The sequence below is a fragment of the Mycobacterium sp. 852002-51971_SCH5477799-a genome (assembly GCF_001667145.1).
Lineage (GTDB): Bacteria > Actinomycetota > Actinomycetes > Mycobacteriales > Mycobacteriaceae > Mycobacterium.
Map to the genome: position 1 here is coordinate 1 of NZ_LZIF01000015.1, position 7,993 is coordinate 7,993.

Annotated in this window: 7 protein-coding genes; 3 read left to right on the plus strand and 4 right to left on the minus strand. The window is 68.1% G+C overall.

What is annotated here, in order from left to right:
* Positions 1-1,078: MinD/ParA family protein (locus A5753_RS01755; protein WP_231989959.1), on the plus strand; the 1,078-nt coding region annotated here is incomplete at its 5' end.
* Here A5753_RS01755 and sigI read toward each other — a convergent pair.
* On the minus strand, positions 1,075-1,932 hold the full coding sequence (gene sigI / locus A5753_RS01760) for an RNA polymerase sigma factor SigI (protein WP_067122608.1): 858 nt from the start codon (positions 1,930-1,932) through the stop codon (positions 1,075-1,077). The genes A5753_RS01755 and sigI overlap by 4 nt on opposite strands.
* 112 nt (positions 1,933-2,044) lie before the next feature.
* Here sigI and A5753_RS01765 point away from each other — a divergent pair, with 112 nt between their 5' ends.
* Complete coding sequence (locus A5753_RS01765) at positions 2,045-2,896, plus strand: NAD(P)H-binding protein (protein WP_067122610.1); 852 nt, start codon at positions 2,045-2,047, stop codon at positions 2,894-2,896.
* A 1-nt stretch (position 2,897) separates the two neighbouring features.
* Positions 2,898-3,338, plus strand: coding sequence for a nitroreductase family deazaflavin-dependent oxidoreductase (locus A5753_RS01770; RefSeq protein WP_067122613.1), 441 nt, complete (start codon positions 2,898-2,900; stop codon positions 3,336-3,338).
* Between the two features lie 3 nt (positions 3,339-3,341).
* Here the strand turns inward: A5753_RS01770 and eccA are convergent, their stop codons facing one another.
* The 3 genes from eccA to mycP all read right to left on the minus strand — a co-directional run.
* The gene (gene eccA, locus A5753_RS01775) at positions 3,342-5,192 is read right to left on the minus strand and encodes a type VII secretion AAA-ATPase EccA (RefSeq protein WP_369829282.1); all 1,851 of its coding nucleotides are present in this window, start codon (positions 5,190-5,192) and stop codon (positions 3,342-3,344) included.
* Between the two features lie 122 nt (positions 5,193-5,314).
* Positions 5,315-6,925 (minus strand): type VII secretion protein EccE, encoded by a 1,611-nt coding sequence (gene eccE, locus A5753_RS01780; protein WP_067122616.1) that lies wholly within the window; start codon positions 6,923-6,925, stop codon positions 5,315-5,317.
* Positions 6,922-7,993: type VII secretion-associated serine protease mycosin (mycP, locus tag A5753_RS01785; protein ID WP_067122622.1), on the minus strand; the 1,072-nt coding region annotated here is incomplete at its 5' end. The genes eccE and mycP, both read right to left, overlap by 4 nt.

Sequence of the window (7,993 nt, forward strand, 5' to 3'; positions counted from 1 at the left end):
GCCCCCACCGGCCCGGCCGCCGGGGCCCCCGCAAGCCTGGTCACCGGCGCCGCCGCAGTCCGCTCCGCCATCGTTTCGGCCACCGGCCCGACAGCCGGCCCATCTCCCTCCCCCCGCGGCAGCGCCGCAGGGGCCCCAATCCGATCTCCAGCAGGGCGGCGGGGAGTTACCCGACCGCGGTTGGCGACGCGCCTTGCGGCTGGCGAGCTTCGGCCTGATCAACCTGGGCCCCTCCCCCGCCCAGCAGCAAGAGGCCCAGTTCGAAGCCGCCATCCGGACCCGCCTGTACGGCAACTACAAGGTCGGCGTGCTGGGCAAGGGCGGCGTGGGAAAGACGTCGGTGGCCGCGAGTGTGGGTTCACTGCTCGCCACGCTCCGCAGACAAGACCACGTCGTGGCGATCGACGCCGACACCGCGTTCGGCAGGCTCAGCAGCCGAATCGATCCGGCGTCGACTGGCTCGTTCTGGGAACTCACCGCCGACAAGAACCTGCGGTCCTTCGACGACGTGGTGGCGCGGTTGGGACGCAATTCCGCGGGACTTCACGTGCTCGCCGGTGAACCTGCGTCGGGCCCGCGCAGAGTGCTCGATCCGGCGATCTACCGGGAGGCCGCGCTGCGGCTGGACCGCCATTTCACGATCTCGGTCATCGACTGCGGTTCGACGATGGACTCCCCGCTCACCCAGGAAGTCCTACGCGACCTGGATGCGCTGATCGTGGTGTCTTCGCCGTGGGCCGACGGCGCCTCCGCCGCGGCGCGGACCATGGAGTGGCTGACCGATCACGGCTTGACCACGCTGCTGCAGCGCACCCTTGTGGTGCTCAACGACTCCGACGGGCATGCCGACAAACGCACCCGGGCATTGCTCGCCCGCGAATTCACCGATCACGGCCGCCCGGTCATCGAGGTGCCGTTCGACCCCCATTTGCGGCCCGGCGGCGTGATCGACGTGAGCCAGGAAATGGCGCCGGCAACGCGCCGCAAGTTCCTCGAGGTCACCGCGACCATCGCCGGCTACTTCGCGGCCCGTCCCGACGGCGCGAAAACGTCGGGGCCGACGAACCAGCACGACTAAGCCCGCGCGGAGGGGTCCGCGATCGCCTCGATTTTGCGAACCCGGGATCCGCCGATCGTCAGCACGATGACAGCGAACAGGCGGCGCTCACTGAAGGCCAGCAGCACCGGCCCCCCGGCAGGACCGCACACCAGGGTCACGTCCGGCCACAAGTAGCGCAACAAGTTGGTGGCCACGGCATCCGGCCCGTGGTTGATCTGTGGTGGCGGCGCCGGGTCCGCGAGGATCGTGCCCACGCCCCACACCGTCGGATCCAGGACCGCGGCCAACCCATGCAGGTCGCCGTTGGCGCATGCGGTGATGAACTTTTCGGTGACCAACTGGTGCTCAGACGGCGCGACCGCGGTCAGGTTCGGTTGTGCCGCATGGAATTTGGACCGTGCACGCCGCGCCAGCTGGCGACAGGTGCCGACCGGACGGCCCACGGTCTCCGAGATCGAGTCGAAGGGCACACCGAACACGTCATGCAGCACGAAGGCGACCCGTTCACCGGGATTGAGCCTGCGCAGCACTTCGAGCAGCGCGGTGCGGATCTCGTCGTCGAGGGTGACCCGGTCGGCCGGGTCCAGGCGACGCGGTGCCGGTTGTTCCTCGACATCGCCGGGGCGCTCGTACCGGGCGCGAGCCGAACGCAACTGGTCCAGACAGAGGCGGCTCGCCACCACGGTCAGCCAGCCGCGCGCGTCCTCGATCTCGTTCACGTCGGCGCGCGAGAGCCGCAGAAAGGCCTCTTGCGCAATGTCTTCCGCCTCGCCGATGTCGCCCAGCATCTGATAGGCGAGGTTGACCAGGTACGGGCGGTGGCGACGCCAGGCCTCGCTGACCTGGTCGCTGGCGGACTGCGACTGGTTCATGACTCTTCGACGATCTGCTGAGGCAAAAAGTTACGGGGTTCGCGATGTAACTTTCCCACCTTTTGCCCCGTCGTTTCAGCAGTGCAAGAAGTTCACGGAAAGGAACCCACTCATGACCATCGTCGTCACCGGTGCGACCGGCAACGTTGGACGCCCACTCGTCACCGAACTGCTCGCCGCGGGCGCCCAAGTTCGGGCGGTCACCCGACAACCGGCGCCGGCCGGCTTTCCCCCGGGCGTGGAGGTGTTCGGTTCGGCCACCGACGCGCTGTCGGGTGCCTCCGCGGTGTTCCTGAACTCGCGGGCGCTCGGCGGGCAGTTGGAAGACGTCGTGGCCCGATGCCGGCCAGAAGGAGTCACCAAGCTGGTCGCGCTGTCGGCGATCAATGCTGACGACGACGTCACGCGGCAGCCGTCCCGGTTTCGCGGCGACCGCAACAGGGAGGTCGAACGCCTGGCGGTCGACTCCGGCCTGGCCTGGGTGAGCTTGCGGCCCACCGTGTTCGCGACGAACTTCGCCGGCATGTGGTCCGCGCAGATCCGCGCCGGCGACGTGGTCGCCGGGCCGTACGCCGCCGCGTCGACCGCGCCGATCGTCGAGTCAGACATCGCGGGCGTCGCGGCGCGCGCGTTGCTCACCGATGAGCTTGTCGGACAGCGGATCCCGCTGACCGGCCCCCAGGCGTTCACCAACGCGGAGCTGGTCGAAGTCATCGGTGGTGTCCTGAGCCGGCCGCTGCAGTACCGCGAGATCCCCGCTGACGCCGTGCGGCAACGGTTTATCGGGCTGGGCTTCAGCGCGGGGTTCGCCGACGCCTACCTCGCGATGCAAGCCGAGACGCTCGACAACCCCGCCCTGATCACCCACGATGTGGAGAAGATCCTCGGCCGCCCGCCAATCCCGTTCGCGCACTGGGTTTCCGAACACCGGCACATGTTCGACAACGAGAAGGAAGGTGTCTGAGATGACCGATCCGCATCCCCCGCGCTACCTCAAGCCGATGAACAAGTTCATGATGGCGGTCCAACGGCTCGGTATCCCGATCGGGCCCGCGATGGTGCTCACCGTGCCCGGCCGCAAGTCGGGTCAGCCCCGCAGCACGCCGATGACGCCCTTCAACTTTCGGGGCGGCCTCTACGTCGTGGCCGGTTACCCCGGCGCCGACTGGGCGGCCAACGCCCGGGCCGCGGGCGTCGGCACGCTCAGCCGTGGCCGACGGTCGCGTCCCGTCCGGATCGTCGAACTGTCCGCCAACGAGGCCCGGCCGGTGCTGCGGGCGTTCCCCACCGAAGTTCCGGTTGGCGTGGCTTTTGCGAAACGGTCGGGGATGGTGCGCGACGGAACGGCCGACGAATTCGAAGCACTGGCGGGCCGTCTGGCCGTGTTCCGCTTCGAGCCCGCGTAACCGTCACCAGACGATGGCCGCCATGTCGCGGTTGTCGGAACATACGCTGCGCACCGCGGCTTGCAGGTCGGCAGCGGTGATGATCTGCAGATCCTCCACCGTCACCGGCTGACCCGCGCGCTTTTGTGCGACCACTCGGGTGTCGCGAAAGCCCTCGGCACGTTCGACGACGTTGCGGGCGAACCGGCCGTTCTGCATGGCGTCGATGCCGTGGCGCCCCCCGGGTGTCGTGTAGTTGCGGATGGTCGTCGCCGCATCCAAGAAGGATTCACGCGCACCGTCGTCGAGCAGACTGGCCCGCGGCGTCGCGTAACGGTGCGCGATCTCGACGATCTCGGCCGGCGAGTAGGACTCGAAGCGAAGCTTGCGGTTGAACCGGCCGGCCAAACCCGGGTTCACGGTGAGGAACGCGTCCACCTGGTCTTCGTAACCCGCGCCGATGAAACAGAAATCGAATCGGTGTGCTTCCAGCGCGACTAGGAGCTGGTTGACGGCCTCCATGCCGATCATGTCGGGTGTGCCGTCCTGATGGCGCTCGATCAGGGAATAGAACTCGTCCATGAAAATGATTCGCCCGAGCGACTTTTCGATCAGTTCGTTGGTTTTGGGCCCCGACTCGCCGATGAAGTGACCGCAGAAATCCGAACGGCGCACCTCCCGGATCTCGGGGTGCCGCACGATTCCCATGCCGGCGTAGATCTTGCCCAGGGCTTCGGCGGTGGTCGTCTTACCGGTACCGGGCGGCCCGACCAGCAGCATGTGGTTGGTCTGGCCCTCCACCGGCAGGCCGTGCTCGAGCCGCATCGTTCGGACTTCGAGTTGGTCTTCGAGCGCGGCGACCGCTTCCTTGACCGCGGCCAGTCCCACCTGCTTGGCCAGCAGCTTGCGCCCCTCGGCCAACAGCTCGGCGCGCCGGTCGTTGGCGGCGTCGTCGTCGAGTTCGTCGCGGGTCTTGGCCGAGGAGGCGTCCCACCGGTCGGTGCGGCGGTTGATCGTTTGTTCGTCGGTCACGACCAGGTGCAGGTTCGGGTCGGCCAGCGCTTCCTTGGCCGCCTCGGTCAGGACCCCGTTGATGGTTGACTTGGAAAGCCAGATCTGGGCCTTGTCCTCCTCGCGCAACTGCCGGTGCACCATCCCCCGCAGGTAGGCCAGATCGGCGACGAGCAGCGGGATGTCGGCCGGGCCGATCGAGGCCGTCAAGACATCGGCGTCGAAGCGTGACGACGATTGGGTGTGGCCGATCACGTCGACGCGGTCCAGCCAGTCCAGGGCGACCCGGCCCTGCCCGAGGTGAGCGGCAGCGTGAGCGGCCAGCGCGCAAATCGACGCCGTCACAGCCGACATCACGATGGCGTGCGCGGGCAGCTCCTCGGCGGCGGTCAGCAGCACGTCCGGCCAGCGTTGCGTGCGGTACATCAGAAAGGTCCGAGCCAACTGATGCCACTGGTAGTTGGTCCACGAGTCCAGCAGGTCGGGGCTGGCCAGCAGCTTGTCCGCCTCGGCGTACTCCCCGGCGATCGTCAACGCGGACGACAATGCCAGCCCGACCTGGGATGCGTCGGTGACGGTGATGCCGATGTAGGGACCCAGCTGGATCTCGGCGGCCAATGTCTGCCCGATGCGCGTGGTCTCGCGGTGCAGCCATTCGCTGCTGGCGTAGAGCTGTCGCAACGAGGCCAGGTCGTTGTCGCCGCATGCGATGCGCCCTAGCCACGCATCGGCCATGAACTTGTCGGCGTCGGTGGCAGCAACGAACTCGGGTAACGCCGCCGCGCGGCCCTGTCGGCTCTTGATCGCCATGGCACGGTCGAAATGCCTTCGGGCCGTTTGCAAATCACCCATCGCGTCTCCCATCCCGAGCACCGTGGACACGGTCGCCGAGGTTGTGGGCAGCCACCTTGCGCCGTTTCGTACTGTCGCCGCAACCGGTACGTGCGCTCATCACACTGTGTCTCAAAACTCGCCTTACCGACCTGCTAGGTGCCGACCGACATACCTACCGGCTCGAGACTGACGTAGCGGTTCTCGGCGCGGAACATGTCCATCTCGACAAGCCAATCCTGCCCTGCTGCACTGACGTTCACCACCGCCGGGCTGATCTGCTCGATGATCACCTCGAAGCCATGTCGTTGCCCCTCGGAGAGCCTTGCCCCCGCGGGCGCGACGGTGAAAACGGTCGCCGGTCGCGGAGTGGGTGAGATCGCTGCCTCTATACCTCCGCCTTCGGCAGCACCAAAGGCGTTGCCCCGTCTCGCAGCGTACTCGACCACGCTCACGGTGGTGCGGGGCGCGGGGCGTGAGCTGCTCACGACGCTGATCTCCGGCATGCGCACGCTGACCCAGCGCGACATGTCGCGGGTGTGCACGCAGACCCGCTCGCCGGCACCGGCCGTGCGGATCACGAGCCGCTTCGCGATCGGGTCGTCCGCCGCCACGAACACGCGTGACAACTCACCGGCGTCGGTAACCGGCATCAGCAGCCGATCGCCGTTGCTCAGCTTGCCGATCAGGACGCCTGACGGCCCGATCTCGGTGACGAGTTGCGCAGGCAGCGGGCTGCGCCGAATACCCCTCAGGTGCGGCAGGGGACCGCACATGTTGGCGGCCGCGGCGGCTGCCTGTTCGCCGTTGAGCCGGCGCAGGATCACGCTGGGCGGCGTCGGTGCGGGCGTCGGCGTGCGCACGGTAATCGTTGCCGTGCATTCGGAGTTCGGAAACACCGTGACGTTCTGGATGACCTCGTCGGCGCGCAGCGTCCACGCTTGAGAAAGGTTGCGCGACGTGATCGCCTCGGCCGGGTATGCGTAGGTGGTCATCCAGCCCGCTTCTCCGCGGATGGCCTTCCATCTCTGCACGTTTCCCGACACCGCGTCCCGCCCGAGCCGGCGATCGAGCTCGACAAGGTCGGTGGCGGTGGCCACTTTTGCCCGCAGTCCTTGGCAGCGCAACAATCCCGCGATGCGTTGTGCGACCGAGATGGCGGCCGCGCCAACGGTCGTGCGCCAGAAGAGGGCTTGGGCGTTGTCGATCACCGCCAACCGCATGATCAGCCACGTCTCGCGCCGGCCGGCATACGGCGGCGTTCCGATCTCCGAGTCGTACACCCGCGGAAAGTCTCCGGTGGTGCCGTGCCGAGAACCGATGGTGACGACGCTGATCGAGTCGAGCTGCAGGCCCAGGGCCTGGTGCAGCATCGGCACCAATTCGACGATGTCGAGCACGTTTTCGGTCTCGACCGTCACCGAGCCGGTCACCATGGTCGCTCGGTGAGCCCTGCCGAGTAGTTGCACCGCGACCACGGCGACGCCGTCTTGTACGCGGACGCCGCCCCCGGAACGGTTGTTGGCCACGGTGATCGGCGCAGTCCAGACGATCGGACGCCGGCCGCGCCGCCACAAGACGGCCCACGACCACGCTGGCTGACCCCACCAGCGCACGAACACCAGCGCGATTCCCACCACCACCGCGACAGCCGCGCCGATGTAACCGCCCACCAGCCAGCTCGCGAGTGCCAGAACGAACACCACCCACACGCCGACGACCCGCCGGTTGCTGTCGCGGGTGAAACCGGTCAGGTCGGGCCTCATCGAGCCCTCCGCAGTCGCGCCGCGATCGCGAACACGAGCACCCCGGCGGCCACGGTTCCCAGGAACCCGATGGCGATGTTGCGTGCCCGGTGGTCCGGCGGCCGGGGCGGTGGCGCCGGGGTGATGACCCGGCTTTGGGCGCCCGGGGGCAGCCGCTCGCCCGGCGGGATGTTGAAGGTCAGCGCGGCGACCGGGTCCACCAACCCGTACCCCACCTTATTGTCAACGCCCGCAGGCGGATTGTGCGCAGACTGCACGATCCGATTGATCACCTGATGCGCGCTGAGGTCAGGAAATTTCGCCCGCACCAAGGCCGCGACGCCACTGACGTAGGCCGCCGAGAAACTGGTCCCCCAGAACGGCATGTTCTTCTCGCCCGGACGCGACGGCGGGTAGGCATTGACCGGGCCGCCGCCTTGTGGCGAGAGGCCCATGATGTGGGTCCCCGGCGCGGCCACACCGACCCACGGACCCGACATGCTCTTGTCGAGCGGGGCGCCGCTGGCATCGACGGCTCCCACCGACAGGACATAGTCGGAGAACCACGAGGGCGCCGAGACGATCTTGACCTGATGCCAGTCCCGGGGGTCCGACGGATCCAAGGGGTCATAGGTCGGGTTGTTGTTACAACCGGCTTCCCCATCGTTGCCCGCGGCCGCGACGATCACCGCGTCCTTCACGGTGGACGCGTACCACAGCGCCGCGCCCAGCGCTCGCTGATCGGCCGGAGAGGCGGCGGGCAGGCACGAGGTCACCGAAACGTTGATCACCTTGGCGCCTATGTTCGCGGCGTGAACCACCGCGCGCGCAACCGAATTCAGCGTTCCGGCCTTGACCTTCTCGTCGGAGTAGGGATCTCCCGGCGGCGGCTTGACCGGTTCGAAGGCGCGTGACGATTGCCGGATCGAGATGATGGTGGCGTGCGGGGCCACCCCGACCACCCCGTCGGGCGCTCCGGGGGGAAGCGGCGGCACCGCGGGTTCGTCCTCGGTTTGTGGATCGGCGGGACCGTTCGATGCGGCGGTGGCGCCGCCTCCCTCCGGCGGCGGCGTTGGGGGCGGCGCTGGC